Genomic DNA, 22,304 nt, shown 5'->3' with positions numbered 1-22,304 from the left:
AATTATTCCTGCTTAATTGCACTGATTAAAATTCCCAAAATCTTTTTCACATCCTTGATATAATATTCAGTTAAATCAATAGAAATGGTTTTATCTTCTAACTTCAAAAACTGCCAAATAGTACCTATAGTCACAGCACCATAAACAATCTTAATTGCATTTTGTTTTTGTTCATTAAATAATTGAGCAGCTAACATTTCAGCTATACATTGAGCCAAACCTGATTTCAAGTTTTCATTTTTACTTTCTACCAAAGTAATTATAGGTGCGCGAACAAAAAGTTGTTCTTTAGAAAGACTAATTAAGAAGTCACAAAAACCATTTAAACCTTGTTGACTATCAACATTAAAATCTACTCCAGAAAATAAACTGATTTCATTATTTAACTTTCTTCTTACTTCCAGTAAAATTGGACTAATTATCATCTCAGAACGGGCTTTTTCTGTATTAATTGAAACGGCCAAATCAACGTTTTCCTTGAGGATTGTTGTTAGTAAATCACTAGATTCTTCCTCTGCAACATCTCCAAATAATCCTGATACTTCGTTTAATGTCAATTCAAATTTCTGAATAATTTCACTTAATTTAAAATCACTGTAAGCCATTATTATTACCTTCGATAAAATGCCATATTTGTTGAATCAAGTCAAAAGTTAGAGATCAATTTAATTGGTAATAAATTCGCTTAAAATATCCAATTGATCACGATTCTCTACTATCTCTAATGTTTTTAAAATATCGCTAATTCTTTCAGCATAATCTCCTAAATTATGTTGAAGAGGTAACAAAATTTCATATTCATCTGCGGTGTTTTTTTTCAAACGCCAAATTGCCCCAGCATCATCATAAATTCTTCCTGTTTCCTGCCACCCTGTAGCTTGTAAATGTGTTTGTATAATATCAGGCTGAACTGTTTTGAGTGTTTGACTATCTTTGATGGTAACTTTCATGGCAAATCTCCAAAACTAATCCGTTGAATTAGAAATTTAAAATCAAAACACAGCCAACAGCCAACAAACCTCAATCCCCCAATAATACTCTAATCGCTTTTAACGCCTGACTCCGTTTCCCATTACTAATCTTAGCAAACCAATAATGGGATTCCTCATAACTCATTGCTTTGATACCTTGGGCAATATTAGCAATACGTTCTGGCTTGGAAAGTGGTTGTACCGTCTGAAATAACAAAGCTAAATTTATCCCTGTTTCCTCACTCAAAACATAAGGACTTTGGCGATTATGACTTAACGTTTTAGGATCATAATTATTGGCCTTTAAACAATCATAAATCGCCTGTTTTACCTGAATTAAAGCATTACCCTTTAATCTACCAATTCGCTTGGCAGAAGGACGTTTTTTCTCTCCTGCCTTTTTATAAGCACACTGGTATAATTCTACTACAAAGTTATTATTCTCTGTGGAAACTACACGCAACTGAAATTCTTGCATATTTGTTGACTGTTAACCGTTGACTGTTGACTGTTAAGCTGTTGTGTGTTTAATTCGGATAAGGAATGCAAGCAAGATGCTTGCACTACTTTAATTTCAGGATTTCTCAATTACAGCATATTTCGTTACAATCAGGTACAAATTGAAATCATAAAACCCTTGTAGTGCGGGCATCTTGCCCGCTAATGGTATACCTCATAACACTGAAAAAAGCTGTATACAATTTAGCTGCACATCAGTTTAAAGTCAACTAAGTAGGTTGGCGTTGAAAATTGTCGTTATGGCAAGGCAAAAGGCAAGAGGCAAGAGTGAAGAGGGTTTAGGCGATTTTACATTTCTTTACACAGTTTGGTTTTATTGTGTTCACCTACTTAATAAGTTACTTTCGCCATTAAATTCAACCTATCCACCGGATTTCGGTTTAAGGTACTTTTGATATTACTTATTTCTGTTCCCTCTGGCAGAATTGGTGACAAAAATTTAAATTCTAACTTCAAGAATACATCTGCTTTCACATCTTTACTACCCAATAAGGTATTAAGAGTATTCTGAAAACTATTAAACCCTTTATATGGTCCTTGGTACTCTAAACGAATAAATTGCTCTCCCAAGGTTATACTTGCTGTCTGGTCAATTTGCAGGGGTAATTTCATCAACAAAGGAAAGGCAGTTAATAACTTGCGGTAGTCCATTACTTCTGCTACTGAAATTTCTAACAATTCAATGCCTTCGGCTTGATTATCTTTGATAAAATCAGCTAATTGAGTAAATACACTATTATGTGTACCTTCAGCATTAAATGTTTCTGGTTTGACGGCAAATAAACTTCCTGGTTCTGCCACACCAGGAGAAGAAGTTCCACCAGTACCATAAGTACCAGTACCATAAATAATTATGGAGGCTTTAGTTTCTTTTTCAACTATTTCTTCATTACCATAGTCAACAACTAGTTTAAAAATTGTAGTTTGGGTAATGCTAGTTTCATATTCATCACTAGGACGAAACACCCTATCATTAATTTCCGTGTTTTCTTGATACAATTTAATTGTTAATGCCCCAGATGCTTTCCACCTTAACCGCACAGGTTTTAACTTATCTGTACTAGGCATAACTTGGGCATTCAGTTCAATTTCTCGTGGTTTGGGTGGTTGCAGAATACCCCGACGATACAATTCTATTCTTTCAGAAAATTCTATGGAATCAGGTAAACCTATTTTCAAATCATCAGTTTTAATAAATACCTTTTCTCCTATTTTCATATCCCAACTACCATTTAAAATTCCTGTGCGAATTGTCTCTCGTAATTTAGATATTTCCCCATCTAGGAAAATATTTAAACTCAAATCTTTTAAAAAAGTTTCTTTTAATGCTTTCGTTGTCCAATGATTTATCCCTGCTGGCCAAACTTTCTGCAATATGAATGCTGGTGCATAAGATTGTGCTTCATCTTGACGGATTTTTTGACAATCTTTGAGAGATTTTAAAATAATATCCTGTTGATTATTACCTTTAATATCACTAGATTCTTGGGCAGGTAAAGTATAGTGCATTAAACCCTTGGGGGCTTTCACCGGATCATTGGCAGGATAAAATAAATGCCGATAGGTATTAGTAATGGATACTCTAATATTTAATTCAAATTTACCTTTACGATCTTTGAGTTGTTTTTGTTGATTTTCTGATAAATCTTGCAAACGATTAGGAGAATTAAGAATATTTTGCATAGCCTGATATTCTCGCACATTCTCAATGGCACGTTGTAATTCTTGCTTATTAGCAATCAGAAATAACAGGCGATTTCTATAAGTGCGGAATTTTCCAGACTCTCCAGTGTTGTTAAAAATGCGTTCTACCATGGCAGGTGGTCCATCTGTGGTAGAAGAGATATCAGCATCATCAAAATCAATAATGCACAAAGCTATGCTATCAGCAACATCATCTACATCGGCGGGACTTATTGGTGCTGAAACTAATTTAAAGAATTTAGCCGCGAAAATCGTATCCCGGCGTTTTCTTAATTCGTCTTTGGCTTCAGTAATGCCAATTTGTGCTTTTTCTTCGGAAATGATTTTATTGAGTGATGGTTCTTCTTTAAATCTGGCAATAAAGGTAATCGGATCATCTTCTAAATACCACGCTACTGCTGTAAGTCTGTCTAAAACAGTATCTACAAAGCCAATTTCTAATCCTGGTGTCAGTAGGGATAAGTTTAATTCAGGACGACGAATACCTGCGGCAATTCCTTGGTTAATGGAATGTAAGAAAATGGTTCTAGTTACCCAGGTAGAAAAGGGGGGTTTGCCGGCTGCTTGCCATTCTGCGTCTTGTAATTGGCTATATGCTTCTCTACCATCTGGGTTATAAATGTCTGCTTGGATGGGGATTCGCATTAATTCTCTCCCCAGTCGAGAAGTCAAATCACTGGTAATTTCTTCTTCAATGCCGACAGGGATATGATGGGTGTGAATTAGGGGTATCCAATTTGGGGATTGTTGACTGTTGGCTGTTGGCTGTGAACTGTGAACGTTTTGCCATAGATAACGTATAACTCCAGCAAATAGGCGTAATGCGCCCCTGGTGCGTTGGAAGTTGGGAATGGAGGCGATTTTTTTGGTTAATAGGCTAAATAGTTCAGGATGGAAGGGATAACTCTGTTCAATCCCTTCGGCATACCGGGCATCTTTGCAACCATCTGGTAAGTCAATCCGACTGGCTTTATAAGTTTGCAGATATTCCTTAGCGGCATCACTGGCTGCGTTGGCTTCAATGCTGTTAAACATCCGTTGCTTAACGATATTGTAAATTTCTACATCGGTACTGGGTTTGAGAATCCGTTCTTGTCTAGCTGTGGCTGAAATGGTTTCCCGAATTTCTGTGGTTTCTGCCCCAAAACTGTCAGTGGAGGAAGCGAGGGTGTAAACAAAGACTAAGTTATTAGAAGCTGCTGCCAAGTCCATGAGGGAGAATAAAAAGGCGACAACTTGTTCTGCTAAGTCGCTATTAATAACTACTGTGGCTTTAGCTGCCCTGAGATAACGGGCTATTTCATCGAGAATAATTACTGTGGGTTGCCCTTGGGTAATGCGTTCTAAAACTACAGTGCCGGGGCTAACTCGTTGTTCATCAGAACCTTTGAGTAAGCTGTAACCTGCTACACCACCGATTTGATAAGCTATTTCTCCCCACAGGGTATAGGTGGTAATGCCTGTATCTGAATGGTAAACACCGTTAACTGGATCTAAATCTTGGCAAGCGATCGCCGATGCTTGAATTGGACGCTCTGGAATTAAATTAATATTATCAACAAAACGCTCTAATCCAGGGATTTCCCGCCCATTTTTGGCGATATGCCACAAGGCGATTTCATCATGGGTTTTCCCTCCCCCGAAGCTGGTTTCTAAGCGAATGATAGGAGAACCAATAGCAGCACCTCCTAATCGTCCAAATACTTCAGAAATCAGGGTTTTTAACCCATCTGTAGGAAAAGTATTAGCAAAAAAGGCTGTCGGATCTTGGTAGACGTAGGGGGCTGTGCCTTCAACTACTAAGCGTAATTTAGCTGCGAATAATTCTGGGGAGAGTTCCCCTGCTAAAATTTCGTCTCTGGGAATACAGGTTTTGAAGATGGAAGGCAGCATAGAAATAAATATATTGATGGTTTGAACTTAGTTTTTGACTGTCAACAGCTAACTGTCAACAGCACCTTTATCTCTGAGGCAAAGTGATACTCTACAAGTTAGATCCTCGACGGGATCTATTTATCGTGTATTTAATTATAAGTATAGTCCGGCACAAATATAGCCTAATTGTGCTTAAATTCACAGCTTCAAGTTACTCCCGGTTCGCCCTGGTGTGAATGATAGGTAGTGAGACAGAATTAATTACACAATGTCATTGCGTAAGCGTTGCGTGGCGTTAGCCATATGGAACGAAATGAAATCAAGCAATCGCCAGAGTTGTGATTGCTTCCCTTCGCTCGCAATGACTGTAAATATTTTTGTCCAATTACTTAGTATTATAACATATCTCCATAAAAATCTTCATCTAATAACTGTTCTAAAGTAAAAGGTAAATCAAGAGGATATATTTTTGCGGTATTTATCCAACACACCACGCAAATATTAAAAAACATTTCGCTATATGAACCAAAACCAGAAGGTGCAGAATTAATGTTTATTATTCCTTCTGGCGTTGCTGATTCAGAATATGATTTTACCTCACGCAGAGGCGCTCCAGTCGCAGAGAGTAAGAGTTTGAAATCATTGATTTTTCAATTTCATACTTCAGTTCAGCAACGCCAGCTAGAAATAGATTCACCAGTAATTACAGAATAAAGCACATCTGGATCTAAATCTGCACCATTATCCCAATAAATTGTTCCCCATTCAGGGTTAACTTTCACAGGTTTAAAAAAATCTAAATCTTTTAAAGGTTGAAAAACTCCAGTAAATTCAATTAATTGACTAACATCAACAATACCTTCTTTTCCATCATCAAATTTGAGATAAGTAGGTGAACACAATAAAACCAAACTGTGTAAAGAAACGTAAAATCGCCCAAACCCTCTTCACTCTTGCCTCTTGCCTCTTGCCTTGCCATAACGACAATTTTCAACGCCAACCTACTTACACCACAGTCAACAGTTAACAAACCTCAATCTCCTAATAATACCCTAATCGCTTTTAAAGCTTGACTACGCTTCCCATTACTAATCTTAGCAAACCAGTAATGGGATTCCTCATAACTCATTGCTTTGATACCTTGGGCAATATTAGCAATTCTTTCAGGTTTAGAAAGTGGTTGAATCGTCTGAAATAACAAAGCTAAATTTATACCCGTTTCCTCAGTTAAAACATAAGGACTTTGGCGATTATGACTTAATGTTTTTGGGTCATAATTATTGGCTTTCAAACAATCATAAATCGCCTGTTTTACCTGAATTAAAGCATTACCCTGTAATGACTGTAAATATTTTTGTCCAATTACTTAGTATTATAACATATCTCCATGAAAATCTTCATCTAGTAACTGTTCTAAACTAAAAGGTAAATCAAGAGGATATTCTGATTCATCTGGTTTTCTCACTCCCAACTTAGCATTTTTGCTTTCTTTAATTGCCAGTTTTCTAGCATCAGCATAAGCTATAAAAATTACTTCATGCAGATAATTCTTAAAAGAAGGATTTTCTTGTAAATCTTTTTTAATTCTAAACCGATGTTCAGTAATAGAACTGTACCAACTTCCTTTCATCATTTCAGGAGCATCAGCTTGAACAGTTAACTTGAGTAAGTGAGCAATTAAAATTGTTAAATTATTCAAGAAAGACCGTTTTTCCGATTTACCGATATTATCCAGTTCTAATAGTAAATGTTCCCAATCAATATCATTAAAATGTTTTTCTTTGATCTGTGTAATGAGAGTTTCTCGCCACAGATTAAAATCTTGTTCATATAGTTGATGGTTCATATAGCATCCTGCTAAATAAATTAAGCTACCTGTTCCGCTAAAACTCGACCTTCCACACGCTCATATTCATCCTCAAGTAGCCAAAGTTTTGCTTCTTCATAACTGGAACAAGCAAAAACTATTTTGTATTTTTCCGTAGGATCTAAAATACAATAATTATTTTTATCATCACCAAGCAACATCAAAATGTAGGGTGGTACAGAGGTAGGGTCAACCCATATTTCTGTAAACTGCCAGTTATTGGCTAGGTCGGGTGCGGGGAATGACATGATATTTATCTCCAGTGACTTTTATTTCACCATAATGCAGAGGAATTTGACTGCCATTAATATCTATTCTATAGCCAATTGCGCTGGCAAAATAGAGTCCATATCGTTCATTATTACGAATGATACCCGTGAACTCGCCATTTTCTATTATGGCTTGTGCTACCCTGAGCATTGTTGCTTCATCGTTAAAAACATGAACAAACCCTTCTCGCCGCAATAATCTTTGCATTTGTGGTGTATCTGGGAGATGCTTGGCAATATGTCTAGTGTCTAGAGTTAGTTCCTTCTCTATCCCACTCATTTAATTAATTACAGTTCCTAATCCTTAATTATATAACTAAATTGCGATCGCTACTTAGAGGGTGTTTTAAAAGTTATGGTTGATGTATCAAATATTTTTTACCCCTCCCTAACCCTCCCCTTGTAAAGGGGAGGGAACTGGATTTTTATTGTTTCCCCCCTTTACAAGGGGAAAGGGGGGTAGCAATGTGACGAAAATTACGGAATACCACTTTTAAAACATCCTCTTAGAGCTTCGCTAACACTCTTTGTAGGTTTTTTATAAAAAATTGGGTTGGGTTAAGTCATAGCAAAACCCAGGGGAAACGCATCTAAATCTTATTGACAAAATACCATTTTAATGTATAAACCAATAAATCCCTATTTATCGTTTGATTGATTTTTTCAGGATCATAGTGATGGACTAAAGTATTGTCAATAAGTGGTCGTTAATGCGAATATTTTGGTCATTATTGAGATTGAATCACCCTTATTGATAAGATGCGTTTCCCCTGTAGCAAAACCCAACACAGACATATAATCAATTAAACAGGATGATTAGCTGATTGCACTGACTTTAAAATCCCATCTTGTAACTCATTAATTGATGCCATGATTCCATTTGCACGATTTTCATCAAGTAGTAAAGCCTTGAGTTCATGTAAATACTCTAAAATTGATTTTCGTAAAATTGGTCTATTAACACTTACCGTGTTATTGTAATCCCACAAATCCCAAATTACAATACCTACACCAACAATAGGATCTAAAAGTTCTGCGCCTATCTTACCAGCGATAGCACCACCAGTTTTTGCAGCTATTTTTGCGCCGGCTTTACCCGCAAACTTAGCAGCAATTTGACTTCCAATCTTTACTCCCAGAGGAATTGCTGCTTTAACAAATAAGTAGCTACCGCCACCTACTAATGTTTTAAGTGTTAGGTTAGAAGCAACCCCTTCACTTTGATTAATTGTGATGGCAATATCATTGAGATAACTGTCCCATTGTCCTTGAGGTATATTGTAACTACTTTCAATGCTAGAAATATTTTTTTCTAATTGAGAGACATACACCTTTACGGTATCACTTGTTATCCTCTCAAGTGCAAATTGAGCAATTTTAGGTTTGAGTACACGCTTGGCAAATTCTAGTTGAAAATCCTCAATCATTTTCTCTGCTACTACTTGATCTGGAGATGGTTTATCGCTATCTACCCAATGAGTAACAGCCGAAGAAGCCCAAACAAAAGGGACGCTGAATTCAAGCTTTTTCTGATTGAAGTAATTAAAATACCAATCTAAAAAACTACCATCAACATTAATCATCAATTCATCAACCCAATCATCTAATTTTGTTGACGCAAAATTTTCGGCAGTAGTATTTGCATTTTTGATAGCAGCTACAATGGACTCATCAACTTTGTTCCAATCAGATTGTTTATGAATAACTACTACCGAAGATTTACTGTTACCTGAAGTCACTACACCTTTTTGATAGGAATTTGCTATGAAACCTCTGCCTAGTAGTGGGATAATAACAACGAGAATTATAATAGCCCACAAATAAGGACTTACTGACTTGATAAACTGACTTATAGCTCTAATTCTGTCAGTTTTTGCGACATAAGTAGCTGTATTATCTGCTCCTATTTGTGGATTTTGTAGAGTTTTTTGTTCTAATATCACAGACTCCTGAGCAGATGTAGATTCTAATTTATCAGTTATCTGAGAAGTGTCCTCTGTTTCTTGTCCTGATATCACGGAATTATGGGTAAATTCAAACTCTGAATCCTGTTGTTGATCTTTTTTCACAGCCATTTAATGGGTAAATTACTCTTAGAATCAAAAATAATTGAATACAAGCACAATTTGAACAGTATATTTACTGAAAACTAATCCACCAACTCTAACATTCCTCTCCGCGCCTCTGCGTCTCTGCGTGCAAAAAAAAGGACGGACTAAAAAGCCCGCCCTAAATATTTCCGAAAAAACCTAAATCTTCGCTTCTTCTCTTACCAACTTATCCCAACCCAAATCCTTCAAATTATTATTCCTTCTTAAAGGACGAGTTACCAACTCCAAAACATCACGCGCATTGCCAAAACCGTGAATTTGAGCAAAAGTAAACTCCACAGACCACTTAGTATTAATACCCCGTGCTTCCAATGGATTAGCATGAGCCATACCAGTAATTACCAAATCAGGTTTTAAATCATAAATCCGTTGAACTTGATTGTAATTATCGGGCTTTTCGACAATTGTTGGTAAAGGTGAACCCATTTCCTGACAAGTTTTTTCTAACAAAGCCAATTCAGCAGCTTGATAGCGTTTATCCATGTAAGGAATGCCGATTTCTTGAACAGTCATGCCACAACGCACCAAGAACCGCGCTAGGGAAATTTCTAATAAATTATCACCCATGAAAAACACAGATTTACCGCGAATTAATTGCACGTATTCTTCTAAGTTTTCCCAAATCTGCGCTTCTCGTTCATCTAAACCCTGGGGAGTAATTCCCAATACAGAACAGATTTTTTCAATCCAATCGCGAGTACCATCAGGACCAATGGGGAATGGTGCGCCAATGAGTTTACACTTGCGACGACGCATTAAGGTTGTAGCAGTGCGGCTGAGGAAAGGATTGACACCAGCGACATAATACCCTTCTTCAATTACAGGTAATTCTGTAAACCGTTTTGCGGGTAGCCAACCAGAAACTTTAATCCCTTGTTTTTTCAGTTCCAAGGTTAATTGGGTGACAACTGGGTCAGGCAAAGAACCAAACAGCACCAAAGGTGTATGATTTACATACTCAGATTCATCTTGAGCGATGTCTTCTTTTTTCTTACCGAAATTCATCAGTTTCTGAATAGCGTTACGCTCGCCTTTTTCAGTTTCCGACACTGGAGACTTTTCAGGACAACGATGAGCCATAGCGGCTAACACAGTGTCTTCTCCTTGGGTAAATGCGTAGTCGAGTCCGTTAGCACGGGCGACAACAATGGGAATACCTAAATCAGCTTCTAACTTAGGTGCTAAACCTTCCAAATCGGTTTTAATAATTTCGGTTGTGCAAGTACCAATCCAGACAATTACACTAGGATTGCGATCGCGTTTAATTTGTTCACACAAACGTTTTAATTCTTCATAATCATTCAACTGTGCCGAAATATCCCCCTCTTCCAACTCAGCCATAGCATAGCGAGGTTCAGCAAAAATCATCACCCCCATAGCATTTTGGAGGAAGTAACCGCAGGTTTTCGTGCCAATTACCAAAAAGAAACTATCTTCAATTTTCTGATATAACCAAGCCACACAGCTAATAGGACAAAAAGTGTGATAATTTCCGGTTTCACATTCAAAATTTAAAGCTTCAGGCTGTTGAGCAACAGTCATATTAATATTCTCCCTTTAATTTTTTTTAACTTGGAAAGTAGATGGTTGGTGATTGGTGATTGGTGATTGATGATTGGGTTATTCATTTCCCCCTACTTTCTTCCCTGTCACCTGTCACCTGTCACCTGTCACCTAAATTCTGCTTTCAACAATTAATTGTTAGGGAAGAGACGAGCCATTTCTGATTCATTAAAAACTTCAGATGGTAGTTCTTCCAAATTGTCGTCACCATTATGCAGCGAAGTTTCATCACCCCAGATGTCTGAAACTACATTATCAAATCCATTTTCTTCAGATGTATTTAGTTCATCCAAAGAATTATCTTCAGATAGATTCAGTCCACTAAAAGCATTTTCGGTCATTTCCCCAAAAGCATTATCAGGTATCTCTCCAAAAGCGTCTTCATCACTTAAAGACATCGGATTAAAGGAGGTATGACCAAAATCACCCATTGCTTCTAATCTGGATGATGCTTCTGAGTGATGGGAAACACCTTCATCGGATAAAGAAATACCACCAAAACCTTCATGATCTCTATCTATAGCCCAAGTGGCTTGCGTCTCGTTTCCCAAATTATTCAGATTGATCCCAGTGACTGAGAAAGATTCTGATTCAGGCATATCTGCCACCACAGCCGACAGACGAGAGTACATTTCTGGTTCTACTGTGGGGCTGAGACGATTACCAAGGGCAATATCAGGGTCAAAATGCAAATCCAGAACTTCAATTAAAATATCCGCATCTGGATTCAGTTTGGCAAAAGGGAACATTAGCTGGGCTAATTTTGGTTCTAGAGCATTGATGACTCCCAGGATGAGGTAAGAAGACGGACGCTTGCCGCCATCAGGGGTATAAACTGATTCAACAGTCATTTGGAGCGTAATCCATTCACGATTGGCTTGAAAGAATTGCAGCCACTTTTGTTTGATCGAATCGGTAAAACTATCAAAGAAAGCCATAAGTCCATCCTGAGAGGTAAAATGTTTTATACAATCATCAAGTCTAATTCCTCTTCAGCATTTGTGGCTTTAACTTTTACTGGATTGAGATAAAAATCTGACAATAGAGAAAAAAGTTCACGATCAGGAGAGTCGTTGGGAACGACACCTTCGGGTTGAGCAAGAATTTGATCAGCAATATTCAGGTAGTAGTCGCAAACGTAGCTTAGAGAAGGATCTGACTCTGCCATTTCAAATAAAGTTTTGCCTTTGACGCGGGAAACGCGGATATCTTCAATTAAAGGTAATACCTCTAAAACAGGCATAGGCACGGCTTCTATATATTTATCAATTAAATCCCGCTTGGAGGTACGATTACCGATTAATCCCGCTAAACGCAAGGGGTGAGTCCGAGCTTTTTCCCGAACGGAAGCAGCAATCCGGTTGGCTGCAAATAGAGCATCAAAACCATTATCTGTAACAATTAGGCAATAATCTGCATAATTTAACGGTGCGGCAAAGCCACCACAAACAACGTCACCAAGGACATCAAATAAAATTACATCGTATTCATCAAAAGCATTAAGTTCTTTTAATAATTTGACTGTTTCCCCAACTACATAGCCACCACAACCGGCACCGGCTGGAGGTCCACCTGCTTCAACGCAATCAACACCGCCATAACCTTTGTAAATTACATCCTCTGGCCAAACATCTTCGTAGTGATAATCTTTTTCTTGCAAGGTATCAATAATGGTGGGAATCAAAAACCCAGTCAGGGTAAAGGTGCTGTCATGTTTGGGATCACAGCCAATTTGTAAGACCTTTTTACCTCGTTTAGCCAGAGCTACAGAGATATTACAACTGGTTGTAGATTTGCCGATTCCACCTTTTCCGTAAACTGCTAGTTTCATTGTTGTACCTCTCTTATAGTTTCTTTACAAACTCTTAGCTCAAACATTTGCCTGTATCTACATTGATTCGGGGATGTGTGAGGTGCTTGAGTGTCATTATTGTGCAAATTCTCTGGAAAGGAAAGGGGACCAGAATCTGAAAGGTGCTGATATCAGCTATTTAAGTGATTAAATATTCTATTTCTAAAGTATTAAGCCATTTATTAGTCTTAAATGGCTAAAAATTCTATTTTTTAAAGTTTTAATCTTTTGTTTTTATAAAAATAGTTTCAAAAGACAAAAAAAATCCATATATAAAAATCTATTTATTCCATAATATTTGCTTACTCTTGTAACCCTTGACGATATTGCTGGTATTTACGGTGTGTGCAGCCAGAAAAGCATTGTCAACGGTCGGTTGAAAATAAAGGTGAGATTTGGGGATCAGGTAAATCGGGTGTTCTGATTCAGGCGTAAAATTGGCAATAAAGAAATTTTATGAGCGATCGCTTCCCTTTTTGTTACCATTGTTCCTGGATTAGTAAATATTTATTAAATTATAAAATATCTGATATAAAACTTTACAGGGAACAGGGAACAGGGAACAGGGAACAGGGAACAGGGAAGATAAGCAAGTTCTTAACCATTGACAACGAACAAATGACTAAAAAACAAAAATTTCCTTACTTGCTGGGTTCTAAATGGACTGCACAAAAAAAAGTTGATGGTTGGCGACATTTTCAGGTTGTTAACCGCAAAAATCAGGGTAAATGGGTATATGCGGAAATGGTAGCAGCTTGTGATCCTCAAGTACGCTTTTGGTTAAATGCTAAATTATTACAAGATAATTCCCAATGGTACGCCGGTTGGCAAACCCTACAAGAAATAAACTCTATCGAAAACCATTAATTCCCTCCTGCCTCTTGCCTCCCGCCTCTTGCCTCTTGCCTCTTGCCTCCTGCCTCTTGCCTCTTGCCTCTTGCCTCCCGCCTCCCGCCTCTTGCCTCCCGCCTCTTGCCTCTTCCCTCCTGCCTCTTGCCTCTTGCCTCTTGCCTCTTCTAAACCATCAATGGTTGTTGATACAGTGGCACAGTGAAAGTCACTGTTGAACCAAGTCCCTCACCTAGACTATAAAAATGTACCTCACCACCCATTGCTTCTATGAGCTTTTGGGATATTGTGAGTCCTAAACCTGTACCACCATAGTGACGAGTCCGAGAACCATCAATTTGAGAAAATAATTGAAATAGCTTATCTTGCTTATCTAAGGAAACACCAATACCTGTGTCAACAACGCGAACTTTGACTGTTGTAGGGTGTTTTTTCGGTATTAAATCAGCACTGATAGTAATACCACCTTCATGGGTAAATTTAATAGCATTACCTACTAAATTTAGCATTACTTGTAATAATCTCTTATAGTTGCCTTGAACAATAATTGCATCAGAAATTGCAGGCATTTCCATGTGAAAACTAATATTTTTCACCTCCGCTTGCTGACGGGTAAAGCCTTCAACGTCATCAAATAATTCTTTGAGATTGACTGGTGAACAGTCTAATTCCATTTTACCTGCTTCAATTTTAGCAAAGTCCAAAATATCATTGAGGATATTTAACAGATGCAAAGATAATTCATGAGCTTTTTGTCGGGATTCTTCTAGTTCTTGATATAAGGTAGCATGAGCGATCGCTGTTCCTAACTGATCTGCCACTTCCTTGGCTAATTCTAATTCTGCTTGTGTTAGTGGATGGCATTCATCAACAAAACTAAGAGCAGCTAAACCATTAGCTTTGTCTTTGTAACAAGTCGCAACAACCAGAGATTGAGACTGTGGAGATTGGTGATTAAATGAAACTGCCATCACCACAGGCTCTAAAGTCGCTAATGCTTGAGCAAAAGCCGGCTCAGAAGATATATCTATTTCTGAGTCAAGAATAGAAATTTGCTCTGGTTGATGATACTCCGCAATTACCTGAACCTTGGTATTAGGGGGTTGATAAGGGCAAATAATACAGCGTTCTAGGTTGAGTCTTTTTCCCAAGCTATCAACTGTTTGTTGCCAAATAACATCTAAATCCAGTGTCCGACGAATATTTCTGGTGATTTTGTTTAATAACTTTTGATGTCGCTGCAATCGCAAAGCTAACTCAAGCGCTGTTGGCGGTTTAAGTGCCTGATTCACATCTTGAGGATTAATTTTTGATGGTAACAACCTACCTATTACCAAAACTGTAGTTGTGGGCTGACCAAATTGCGGCAGAATCGGCGTAATTGTCAACTCCAACTCTAATAATTCGATATTCGGGCATTTAAACCAGTATTTCACCTTTTCTGGCACAGAACTGCTCAAAATCCGGTGTAAATTTTCTAGATAAACAACCTTATCTACTGGAGCAAAGCTATCATTTTCATTGAGGACATCAACTATCTTCTGGGGATCACACTCTAAGTATTGGCTGTGTTGCCAATAAAAAGTCAAATAGCGTCCAGAGGCATCTTGAGTATATACTAACTCTGCTCCCAGAGTTGCTGATGAGCGATCGCTCATAAAATTACTAGATTCCAGATTTTGAGAAATTAAATTCTGGCATAAACTTTTACAGGTTTTACATTTTTCAAGGGTAGATTTTTGACTTTTCTGGCATTTAAGAGATTAATTTTTACATTTCTTATTATTAGCTGATACCTGTCAAGTCGGTTTAATCATTCCATTCACCACGGGGGGGAACAGGTGTTCGTAGAGGGGTACGTGTTAACTCATCATCTCTATTAAAATCACCCCGTAACCATTGACGAATAGCTACCTCAATCACCTTACTGGGATCATTAGTTAGATGTTGAATTTGCTCTATTAATTCAGAATCTAGATTAAGAGCGATTTCTGTCTTCTCAGCGCGTTTTTTATCTGCACTATTGGGTTGTTCTTGCATATTCATGGGTTTAAATACTTTGAAATAGTTTTATTGAAACTGTTGTCCAGCAGTTATGATATTTATAATTGAGTGTATTCAATTGTAAACTGCTGAGTCATCAACACTAGGAGCTAGAAACAGATTCTAAATAATAGCGTAAGTTGTCATAGCAGGGAATGGGGAAGAGGTAATGGGTAATGGGTAATTAATTTTTGCTTCCTGCCTGTTCCCTGTTCCCTGTTCCCTGTTCCTTGGACTTCTGCTGTTTGTGTTAAAATACATGAAGTAAATAGCTTTCACTTTGGTTTGCTTTAGAGCAAAGATGGTATATGACTGACGTTCCCGCAGATCGCATTCGCAACTTTTGTATTATTGCTCACATTGATCACGGGAAATCAACTCTCGCAGATCGTTTGCTACAGGCTACTGGGACTGTAGAAGATAGACAGATGAAAGAGCAGTTTCTCGATAACATGGATTTGGAACGGGAGCGCGGCATTACAATTAAGCTGCAAGCTGCCCGGATGAATTATACTGCCAAGGATGGTCAGCAGTACGTTCTCAATTTAATTGATACTCCTGGTCACGTAGACTTTTCCTATGAAGTTTCCCGTTCCCTTGTGGCTTGTGAAGGGGCATTATTAGTTGTGGATGCGTCCCAAGGCGTAGAGGCGCAAACACTGGCAAATGTGTATTTAGCTCTAGAGAGTAATCTAGAAATTATCCCAGTTTTAAATAAAATTGATTTACCAGGAGCAGAACCAGAGCGAGTAATTGGCGAAATTGAAGAAATTATTGGTTTAGATTGCAGTGGTGCAATTTTAGCTTCAGCGAAAGAGGGAATTGGCATTGCTGAGATTTTAGAAACAATTGTCGAACGAGTTCCCCCACCCGCTGACACTGTAAATGAAAACCTGCGAGCGCTGATTTTTGATAGTTACTATGATAGTTACCGGGGTGTAATTGTTTATTTCCGAGTCATGGATGGAACTGTCAAAAAAGGCGATCGCATCTACTTAATGGCATCGAGTAAAGAATATGTCATTGAGGAACTAGGCGTACTCTCTCCCACCCAAAAGCCAGTTGAAGAACTCCATGCCGGAGAAGTAGGTTATTTAGGTGCAGCGATTAGAGCCGTAGCTGATGCCAGAGTAGGAGATACCATTACCCTATGCAAAAACAAAGCCACCGAAGCCTTACCTGGTTACGCAGAAGCCAATCCCATGGTATTTTGTGGAATGTTCCCCATAGACGCAGATCAGTTTGAAGACTTGCGGGAAGCCTTAGAAAAACTAGAACTCAATGATGCCGCATTACAGTATGAGCCAGAAACCTCCAGTGCAATGGGTTTTGGTTTCCGTTGTGGGTTTTTGGGACTACTGCACATGGAAATCGTCCAGGAACGCTTAGAGCGTGAGTATAACCTAGATTTAATCATTACCGCCCCCTCAGTGGTTTACAAAGTCGTCACCATCAAAGGGGAAGAACTGTACATTGATAATCCTAGCCGCTTACCTAACCCCAATGAGCGCGACAGAATTGAAGAACCCTACGTCAAAGTAGAAATGATTACTCCCGAAATCTACGTTGGTTCTTTAATGGAGTTGTCTCAAAACCGTCGCGGTATCTTCAAAGATATGAAATATCTCACCCAAGGACGGACCACACTCACTTATGAATTGCCTTTAGCCGAAGTTGTTACCGACTTTTTTGATCAAATGAAATCCCGTTCTCGCGGTTACGCCAGTATGGAATATCATCTGATTGGCTACCGAGAAAATCCTTTAGTAAAATTGGATATCATGATTAACGGTGATCCAGTGGATTCCCTAGCCATGATCGTTCACAGAGATAAAGCCTACAATGTCGGTAGATCAATGGCGGAAAAACTCAAAGAACTAATTCCCCGTCATCAATTCAAAGTCCCCATTCAAGCTTCCATTGGCGCAAAAGTTATCGCCAGTGAACATATCCCCGCCATGCGAAAAGATGTGTTAGCTAAATGCTACGGTGGCGACATCAGCCGCAAAAAGAAACTATTGCAGAAGCAAGCCAAAGGAAAAAAACGCATGAAAGCTATAGGTACAGTAGATGTACCCCAGGAAGCTTTTATGGCTGTACTGCGGTTAGATAAAGGCTAATTGTCACGTAGGGGTGGGGTTTCCCCGCCCTAATTTTATGACTTTGTTCCTTTGTGCGAAATACAATTCATATTAAATTAATTAAAAAGGATATAAAAAACAGACTGATGAATTCCATAGCATCTACCTTAATTTCTATTCTCAGCCCTGAAACCTCCATTATATCGTGGGAAAATCTTACCCCCACCCAACAGCATCATATCCAACAAGGGATAGACTCCAAAAGCCACCCCAGTTGTGTGATTTATCCCCACAGCCAAGCGGAATTAGCCGCAGTGATAGCGATCGCCAACAGTCATAAATGGCGCGTTCTCACCTGTGGTAGCGGTAGTAAAATCAATTGGGGTGGTTTAGCTAAAAATATTGATATTATTGTCAGCACCGAACGGATTAACCAACTCATAGAACACGCAGTTGGTGATTTAACTGTCACAGTGGAAGCAGGGATGAAATTCGCCCAGCTTCAAGAGATTTTAGGTAAACATAACCAATTTTTAGCACTTGATCCGGCTTTTCCTGATTCTGCTACCATAGGCGGTATCGTTGCTACTGCTGATACAGGTTCTCTGCGTCAACGTTATGGCGGTGTGCGTGATCAACTTTTAGGTATAACTTTTATTCGTGCAGATGGACAAATCGCCAAAGCTGGGGGACGAGTTGTAAAAAATGTGGCTGGTTACGACTTAATGAAATTATTTACTGGCGCTTACGGTACATTAGGAATTATCAGCCAAGTCACTTTTCGAGTTTATCCGATTCCTGAAACTTCGGGAACAGTCATATTAACTGGGAAGCCAGAAGCTATATCCCAAGCAGTAAGAACTTTACAAGGTTCGGAATTAACACCAACCCAAGCAGATTTATTATCAAGTAAGTTAGTTACTAATTTGGATTTGGGGACAGGAATAGGCTTAATTGCCCGTTTTCAAACTATTAGCGAAAGTGTCCAAGAACAGTGCAAACGACTATTAGCAATTGGCGAAAAGCTGGGTTTACATGGGGTAATTTATTCAGGAAATCATGAAGCTGATTTATGGCAACGATTACCAGAACAAATACATTCTCATGTTTCAGAATCTACGATTACCTGCAAAATAGGTTTATTACCAACTGCTGCTGTGGAAATTATCAATCAAATAGAAGTCGGTTTAATTCATATTAGTAGTGGTTTAGGTTTGGTGCGTTTAGAAAATCAAGATCAGATTTTGCCTTTGCGGAATTTATGTGCAGCAAATTCTGGTTTTTTAAGTGTTTTATCTGCACCTGTTGAGTTAAAGGAAAGGTTTGATGTTTGGGGGTATACTGGTAATGGGTTGCAGGTAATGCGCCGCATTAAGGAACAGTTTGACTCTCAAAATATTTTAAGTCCTGGTCGGTTTGTGGGTGGGATTTAAGTTTAATAAACGAACCGCAGAGGCACAGAGGTCACAGAGGTTAAGAGGGGAGGAATATAAATGCAAGTTTCGGAAGGTTCGGTGAATAATAATACTGCTAGTATTAAGAATTTAAAGGGTTTTGATGGTAATTGTCCACCTGATCCTAAGTTAATTGATAGTTGTGTTCATTGTGGTTTTTGTTTGTCTACTTGTCCTAGTTATCGGGTATTAGGAAAGGAGATGGATTCACCTAGAGGACGTATCTATTTAATGGATGCTATTAATGAGGGTGAAATTGCTTTAAATACGGCTACTGTTGAACATTTTGATTCTTGTTTGGGGTGTCTAGCTTGTGTTTCTACTTGTCCTTCTGGTGTCCAGTATGATAAGTTGATTTCGGCTACTAGACATCAGGTGGAGAGAAATTATAACCGCAGTTTACCTGATAAGTTAGTTCGACAATTGATTTTTTCTCTGTTTCCTAATCCTGATCTTTTAAGAATTTTACTTTTTCCTTTATTAGTTTATCAAAAGTTAGGAATTTCTAAGGTATTACAAGCAACTGGGTTAATTAAGGCTATATCTCCCCGGTTAGCAGCTATGGAATCTATTTTACCGGAAATTACTCTTAAGTCTTTTCAGGATAATTTACCAGATATCATCCCAGCTAAGGGTGAAAAAAGATATCGCGTGGGTGTAATTTTAGGATGTGTGCAAAGACTGTTTTTCTCTGGTGTGAATGAAGCAACTGTAAGAGTATTAACTGCAAATGGTTGTGAAGTGGTAATTCCTAAGTCTCAAGGTTGTTGTGCTGCACTTCCTGAACACCAAGGACAAACTGAACAAGCGAAAACATTAGCAAGACAAATGATTGATAGTTTTGCTGATACTAATGTTGATTTTGTGATTATCAATGCTGCTGGTTGTGGTCATACTTTGAAGGAATATGGTCATATTTTAGCAGATGATCCCGAATATGCCGAAAAAGCTAAAGTATTTGCAGCGAAAGTTAAAGATTCACAGGAGTTTTTAGCCAATGTGGGTTTAACTGCTAAACTTTCACCTTTGACTGAGAAAAATATCAATTTAGTTTATCAAGATGCTTGTCATTTATTACATGGTCAAAAAATTAGTGTCCAACCTCGTCAACTGTTAAAACAAATTCCCGGTGTGACTTTGAAAGAACCCATAGACGCGGCTTTATGTTGTGGTAGCGCGGGGGTTTATAATATGTTGCAACCGGAAGTTGCGGAAGAATTAGGTAAACAAAAAGCCCAGAATTTATTAAATACTGGTGCTGATTTAATTGCTTCCCCTAACCCTGGTTGTAGTTTGCAAATTAGTAAATATTTGCAGGGGAAGACTATTTCTGTGATGCACCCAATGGAATTATTAGATTATGCTATTCGGGGTGATAAGTTGGAGATTTAGAACATTTCTTAATCGGCGTTGCTGAATAAAAGTATGAATTTATCTCTCGCAGAGACGCAGAGGCACAGAGAGTAAGAGTTCAAGAGATGGAATTTTCTACTTTCATACATCAATTCAGCAATGCCTCTTAATCTAATGAAGTACAAATTTATCTGCGTTTATCTGCGTCTATCCTCTTCCATCTGCGGTTAATTCCCTCCTATTATATCTAATATTATTTATCGTTCCCAAATTAAGTTCATTGCTTTTTTTATGATCTCTTCTTGTTGGACTAATTTGCTTAATTCTTCTGCTTCATGTTGACCTTCAAAAGCTTCAATTGCTGCTTTTTCTAAGGCTAAATCATAAGCATCTTCTAGAGTCGCTGCTAATTCTGTTTCACTCAGATAAGTTCCTTTTGCTTTTTCACGGGAATTACTGCGTTGGATTTGTTTGACAGAATTGCGAATAGAAAGATTCCAAGACCTAGTAGTGCGATTTTCAGCAGATTGCTTAATTAAGTGTAGAAGTAAAATGATGCCATAACTAAATATTTTATTCAGTTTATCAGATTTGCTCATTTCTTCTAATTCTTCGACAATTAATAAGGCTTCTGTGATATTTCCTTGGTGTAGGAGTTCTTTGAGGGTAAGTAGTTCTTCCATGTGGTTGATTTTCCTAATTTTTCATCGCTAAGGTTAATCCGTCGGCTATGGGAACTAAACTCAAGGTAATTCGGGAATCTTGATGTAATTTGCGATTCAAAGCCCGAATTTTATTAGTTTGATTATCTTGTATTTCTGTTTCTGCAACTTTACCTGACCACAACACATTATCAATGGCAATTAGTCCACCGGGGCGAATTAATTCAAGACATTGCTCATAATAATTATCATAGTTACTTTTGTCAGCATCAATAAACGCAAAGTCAAAAGTTTCCGCTTCCCCTGCTGTCAATAACTTATCTAATGTTTCCAAAGCTGGGGCAATATGCAAATCAATTTTATCAGCTACTCCCGCTTCTTGCCAATAACGTCGAGCTACACTGGTATACTCTTCACTAACATCACAGGCGACTATTTTACCATCTGCGGGTAAAGCCAAAGCTACTACTAAGGAACTATAGCCAGTAAATACACCAACTTCTAAGGTTTTTTTTGCTCCTATTAACTTAATTAATAATGCCATAAATTGCCCCTGTTCAGGAGATATTTGCATGATAGACCTGGGTATTTGAGCGGTTTCTTGACGCAGTTGGGTTAAAATAGCTGGTTCGCGCAGGGAAATTGAAAGCAAATAATCGTATAGGTTTTGTTCTAAACCCAGGGTTTGTTTTGACATGATTTATATTTATTAATTATTTTATGATAATTCTTCCTTGTCAGTCTCATGATAACAAATTTAAAATCAAATGTCAACCCCCAAATCCTCTTTTAATCCTGAATCAGGATATCCAGGATTTGAGGATTTACAGGATGTGATTTAAAGATTGTTTTTGAGGAAGTGGTGATTTTTTTGTCTGAATCAGGATGTTCAGGATTTGAGGATTTACAGGATGTGATTTAAAGATTGTTTTTGGGAAGTGGTGATTTTTTTAGTCTGAATCAGGATATCCAGGATTTGAGGATTTACAGGATGTGATTTAAAGATTGTTTTTGAGGAAGTTGTGATTCTTAGAAGTTGGGATATTTTAAAGATGTTGTTTTATGCTCTTCTTTAGATGGTTAGTTTACAGCATTTTCGCAATTACCAATTACCCATCCTGAAAATCCTGG

Annotated in this window: 20 protein-coding genes and 1 pseudogene; 4 read left to right on the top strand and 17 right to left on the bottom strand. The window is 38.0% G+C overall.

Features of this window, described 5'->3' with window-relative positions; translation table 11 throughout:
* Nucleotides 1–2: 2 nt before the first annotated feature.
* From FJR37_RS11795 to bchL, 13 genes and pseudogenes are all read right to left on the bottom strand, one after another.
* The gene (locus FJR37_RS11795; RefSeq protein ID WP_168466098.1) at nt 3–605 is read right to left on the bottom strand and encodes a hypothetical protein; all 603 of its coding nucleotides are present in this window, start codon (nt 603–605) and stop codon (nt 3–5) included.
* A gap of 60 nt (nt 606–665) precedes the next feature.
* Nucleotides 666–950: a hypothetical protein gene (locus tag FJR37_RS11790; RefSeq protein ID WP_254434568.1), complete on the bottom strand. Its 285-nt coding sequence runs from the start codon at nt 948–950 to the stop codon at nt 666–668.
* A 70-nt stretch (nt 951–1,020) separates the two neighbouring features.
* Nucleotides 1,021–1,449: a hypothetical protein gene (locus tag FJR37_RS11785; protein ID WP_168466097.1), complete on the bottom strand. Its 429-nt coding sequence runs from the start codon at nt 1,447–1,449 to the stop codon at nt 1,021–1,023.
* A 371-nt stretch (nt 1,450–1,820) separates the two neighbouring features.
* On the bottom strand, nt 1,821–5,087 hold the full coding sequence (locus tag FJR37_RS11780) for an ATP-binding protein (protein WP_168466096.1): 3,267 nt from the start codon (nt 5,085–5,087) through the stop codon (nt 1,821–1,823).
* 650 nt (nt 5,088–5,737) lie between these two features.
* On the bottom strand, nt 5,738–5,971 hold the full coding sequence (locus FJR37_RS11775) for a DUF2442 domain-containing protein (protein WP_235334783.1): 234 nt from the start codon (nt 5,969–5,971) through the stop codon (nt 5,738–5,740).
* 131 nt (nt 5,972–6,102) lie between these two features.
* A pseudogene (locus tag FJR37_RS11770) lies at nt 6,103–6,408 on the bottom strand (hypothetical protein); the annotation flags it as partial.
* A 33-nt stretch (nt 6,409–6,441) separates the two neighbouring features.
* On the bottom strand, nt 6,442–6,915 hold the full coding sequence (locus FJR37_RS11765; RefSeq protein WP_168466095.1) for a DUF29 domain-containing protein: 474 nt from the start codon (nt 6,913–6,915) through the stop codon (nt 6,442–6,444).
* 20 nt (nt 6,916–6,935) lie between these two features.
* Nucleotides 6,936–7,184, bottom strand: a complete 249-nt coding sequence (locus tag FJR37_RS11760; RefSeq protein WP_168358672.1) for a hypothetical protein — start codon at nt 7,182–7,184, stop codon at nt 6,936–6,938.
* A complete protein-coding gene (locus FJR37_RS11755; protein ID WP_039199218.1) occupies nt 7,153–7,485 on the bottom strand; it encodes a hypothetical protein in 333 nt (110 codons plus the stop codon). The genes FJR37_RS11760 and FJR37_RS11755 overlap by 32 nt, the downstream gene beginning before the upstream one ends.
* 523 nt (nt 7,486–8,008) lie before the next feature.
* Nucleotides 8,009–9,280 (bottom strand): hypothetical protein, encoded by a 1,272-nt coding sequence (locus FJR37_RS11750; RefSeq protein ID WP_217355250.1) that lies wholly within the window; start codon nt 9,278–9,280, stop codon nt 8,009–8,011.
* Between the two features lie 174 nt (nt 9,281–9,454).
* A complete protein-coding gene (locus tag FJR37_RS11745) occupies nt 9,455–10,858 on the bottom strand; it encodes a ferredoxin:protochlorophyllide reductase (ATP-dependent) subunit N (protein ID WP_168466094.1) in 1,404 nt (467 codons plus the stop codon).
* Between the two features lie 152 nt (nt 10,859–11,010).
* A complete protein-coding gene (locus tag FJR37_RS11740; protein ID WP_039203629.1) occupies nt 11,011–11,817 on the bottom strand; it encodes a DUF5331 domain-containing protein in 807 nt (268 codons plus the stop codon).
* A 26-nt stretch (nt 11,818–11,843) separates the two neighbouring features.
* Nucleotides 11,844–12,710, bottom strand: a complete 867-nt coding sequence (gene bchL, locus FJR37_RS11735) for a ferredoxin:protochlorophyllide reductase (ATP-dependent) iron-sulfur ATP-binding protein (RefSeq protein WP_039203628.1) — start codon at nt 12,708–12,710, stop codon at nt 11,844–11,846.
* 639 nt (nt 12,711–13,349) lie between these two features.
* Here bchL and FJR37_RS11730 point away from each other — a divergent pair.
* Entirely contained in the window at nt 13,350–13,598 is a 249-nt protein-coding gene (locus FJR37_RS11730; RefSeq protein WP_027400712.1) for a TIGR02450 family Trp-rich protein, read from the top strand.
* A gap of 149 nt (nt 13,599–13,747) precedes the next feature.
* On the opposite strand, the gene FJR37_RS11725 is transcribed toward FJR37_RS11730, so the two are convergent.
* Together FJR37_RS11725 and FJR37_RS11720 are read right to left on the bottom strand one after the other, a co-directional pair.
* Complete coding sequence (locus FJR37_RS11725) at nt 13,748–15,238, bottom strand: GAF domain-containing sensor histidine kinase (RefSeq protein WP_168466093.1); 1,491 nt, start codon at nt 15,236–15,238, stop codon at nt 13,748–13,750.
* Between the two features lie 151 nt (nt 15,239–15,389).
* Entirely contained in the window at nt 15,390–15,626 is a 237-nt protein-coding gene (locus FJR37_RS11720; protein ID WP_027400711.1) for a hypothetical protein, read from the bottom strand.
* A gap of 305 nt (nt 15,627–15,931) precedes the next feature.
* Between FJR37_RS11720 and lepA the strand changes: the two genes are divergently transcribed.
* From lepA to FJR37_RS11705, 3 genes are all read left to right on the top strand, one after another.
* Nucleotides 15,932–17,743, top strand: a complete 1,812-nt coding sequence (gene lepA / locus FJR37_RS11715; RefSeq protein ID WP_168466092.1) for a translation elongation factor 4 — start codon at nt 15,932–15,934, stop codon at nt 17,741–17,743.
* Between the two features lie 107 nt (nt 17,744–17,850).
* Nucleotides 17,851–19,137: an FAD-binding oxidoreductase gene (locus FJR37_RS11710; protein WP_168466091.1), complete on the top strand. Its 1,287-nt coding sequence runs from the start codon at nt 17,851–17,853 to the stop codon at nt 19,135–19,137.
* 60 nt (nt 19,138–19,197) lie between these two features.
* Nucleotides 19,198–20,550: a (Fe-S)-binding protein gene (locus tag FJR37_RS11705; RefSeq protein WP_168466090.1), complete on the top strand. Its 1,353-nt coding sequence runs from the start codon at nt 19,198–19,200 to the stop codon at nt 20,548–20,550.
* A gap of 218 nt (nt 20,551–20,768) precedes the next feature.
* On the opposite strand, the gene FJR37_RS11700 is transcribed toward FJR37_RS11705, so the two are convergent.
* Together FJR37_RS11700 and FJR37_RS11695 are read right to left on the bottom strand one after the other, a co-directional pair.
* The gene (locus FJR37_RS11700; RefSeq protein WP_039203621.1) at nt 20,769–21,194 is read right to left on the bottom strand and encodes a DUF29 family protein; all 426 of its coding nucleotides are present in this window, start codon (nt 21,192–21,194) and stop codon (nt 20,769–20,771) included.
* Between the two features lie 13 nt (nt 21,195–21,207).
* The gene (locus FJR37_RS11695; RefSeq protein WP_168466089.1) at nt 21,208–21,870 is read right to left on the bottom strand and encodes a class I SAM-dependent methyltransferase; all 663 of its coding nucleotides are present in this window, start codon (nt 21,868–21,870) and stop codon (nt 21,208–21,210) included.
* Between the last annotated feature and the right edge of the window lie 434 nt (nt 21,871–22,304).

The organism is Aphanizomenon sp. UHCC 0183, from assembly GCF_009712065.1.
Classification (GTDB): domain Bacteria; phylum Cyanobacteriota; class Cyanobacteriia; order Cyanobacteriales; family Nostocaceae; genus Dolichospermum; species Dolichospermum heterosporum.
Note: the sequence above shows the minus strand (reverse complement) of the source record. Positions and strands in the feature narration are given on the sequence as shown.

Bases quoted from the DNA above. Each gene is read 5' to 3' on its own strand.
- FJR37_RS11795 (WP_168466098.1), bottom strand. From the start codon at position 605: ATGGCTTACAGTGATTTTAAATTAAGTGAAATTATTCAGAAATTTGAA.
- FJR37_RS11790 (WP_254434568.1), bottom strand. From the start codon at position 950: ATGAAAGTTACCATCAAAGATAGTCAAACACTCAAAACAGTTCAGCCT.
- FJR37_RS11785 (WP_168466097.1), bottom strand. From the start codon at position 1,449: ATGCAAGAATTTCAGTTGCGTGTAGTTTCCACAGAGAATAATAACTTT.
- FJR37_RS11780 (WP_168466096.1), bottom strand. From the start codon at position 5,087: ATGCTGCCTTCCATCTTCAAAACCTGTATTCCCAGAGACGAAATTTTA.
- FJR37_RS11765 (WP_168466095.1), bottom strand. From the start codon at position 6,915: ATGAACCATCAACTATATGAACAAGATTTTAATCTGTGGCGAGAAACT.
- FJR37_RS11760 (WP_168358672.1), bottom strand. From the start codon at position 7,184: ATGTCATTCCCCGCACCCGACCTAGCCAATAACTGGCAGTTTACAGAA.
- FJR37_RS11755 (WP_039199218.1), bottom strand. From the start codon at position 7,485: ATGAGTGGGATAGAGAAGGAACTAACTCTAGACACTAGACATATTGCC.
- FJR37_RS11750 (WP_217355250.1), bottom strand. From the start codon at position 9,280: ATGGCTGTGAAAAAAGATCAACAACAGGATTCAGAGTTTGAATTTACC.
- FJR37_RS11745 (WP_168466094.1), bottom strand. From the start codon at position 10,858: ATGACTGTTGCTCAACAGCCTGAAGCTTTAAATTTTGAATGTGAAACC.
- FJR37_RS11740 (WP_039203629.1), bottom strand. From the start codon at position 11,817: ATGGCTTTCTTTGATAGTTTTACCGATTCGATCAAACAAAAGTGGCTG.
- bchL (WP_039203628.1), bottom strand. From the start codon at position 12,710: ATGAAACTAGCAGTTTACGGAAAAGGTGGAATCGGCAAATCTACAACC.
- FJR37_RS11730 (WP_027400712.1), top strand. From the start codon at position 13,350: ATGACTAAAAAACAAAAATTTCCTTACTTGCTGGGTTCTAAATGGACT.
- FJR37_RS11725 (WP_168466093.1), bottom strand. From the start codon at position 15,238: ATGAGCGATCGCTCATCAGCAACTCTGGGAGCAGAGTTAGTATATACT.
- FJR37_RS11720 (WP_027400711.1), bottom strand. From the start codon at position 15,626: ATGAATATGCAAGAACAACCCAATAGTGCAGATAAAAAACGCGCTGAG.
- lepA (WP_168466092.1), top strand. From the start codon at position 15,932: ATGACTGACGTTCCCGCAGATCGCATTCGCAACTTTTGTATTATTGCT.
- FJR37_RS11710 (WP_168466091.1), top strand. From the start codon at position 17,851: ATGAATTCCATAGCATCTACCTTAATTTCTATTCTCAGCCCTGAAACC.
- FJR37_RS11705 (WP_168466090.1), top strand. From the start codon at position 19,198: ATGCAAGTTTCGGAAGGTTCGGTGAATAATAATACTGCTAGTATTAAG.
- FJR37_RS11700 (WP_039203621.1), bottom strand. From the start codon at position 21,194: ATGGAAGAACTACTTACCCTCAAAGAACTCCTACACCAAGGAAATATC.
- FJR37_RS11695 (WP_168466089.1), bottom strand. From the start codon at position 21,870: ATGTCAAAACAAACCCTGGGTTTAGAACAAAACCTATACGATTATTTG.